The organism is Halopseudomonas sp., from assembly GCF_036961105.1.
Classification (GTDB): domain Bacteria; phylum Pseudomonadota; class Gammaproteobacteria; order Pseudomonadales; family Pseudomonadaceae; genus Halopseudomonas.
On record NZ_JBALWW010000040.1, the window covers coordinates 515 to 1,227 of the forward strand.

Here is a 713-nt window from a genome sequence, read left to right on the forward strand (position 1 = left end):
CTTGCACGCAGGAGGTCAGCGGTTCGATCCCGCTTAGCTCCACCACTTACTTCCCGTCTCGTTGCTCACTAGATGTCAGAATTAAATCATCACTGATGATTTAATTCTGGTTTTTATGCCAGTCGTTCTTTAAAAAGGTAGAAATGTTAAAGCTGTACTAATTTTTTTAGTAAATTAATAAGACGAGTGTATTCTTGAATACACCTGTCCGGCGAAAAACGTCATCGAAAGATGATTATCGTAAATGCAGTCGTTTGTCTTATATGGTCAAGCGACTAAGCGCATACGGTGGATGCCTAGGCAGTTAGAGGCGATGAAGGACGTAGGAGCCTGCGATAAGCTTCGGGGAGTTGGCAAACAAACTTTGATCCGAAGATTTCCGAATGGGGAAACCCACCCGTCGTAAGGCGGGTATCATGCACTGAATACATAGGTGTATGAGGCGAACCTGGGGAACTGAAACATCTAAGTACCCAGAGGAAAAGAAATCAATTGAGATTCCCCTAGTAGCGGCGAGCGAACGGGGATTAGCCCTTAAGCTCTTTACGATTTAGTGGAAGGTTCTGGAAAGTTCCGCGATACAGGGTGATAGCCCCGTACACGAAAAATCGTTTTGAGTGAAATCGAGTAGGTCGGGACACGAGTTATCTTGACTGAACATGGGGGGACCATCCTCCAAGGCTAAACACTACTAACTGACCGATAGTGAACCA

Annotated in this window: 1 rRNA gene; it reads left to right on the forward strand. The window is 45.4% G+C overall.

The annotated features are described in order from the left end of the window. Positions 1-265 precede the first annotated feature (265 nt). Positions 266-713, forward strand: a 23S ribosomal RNA gene (locus V7756_RS18815); the annotation flags it as partial.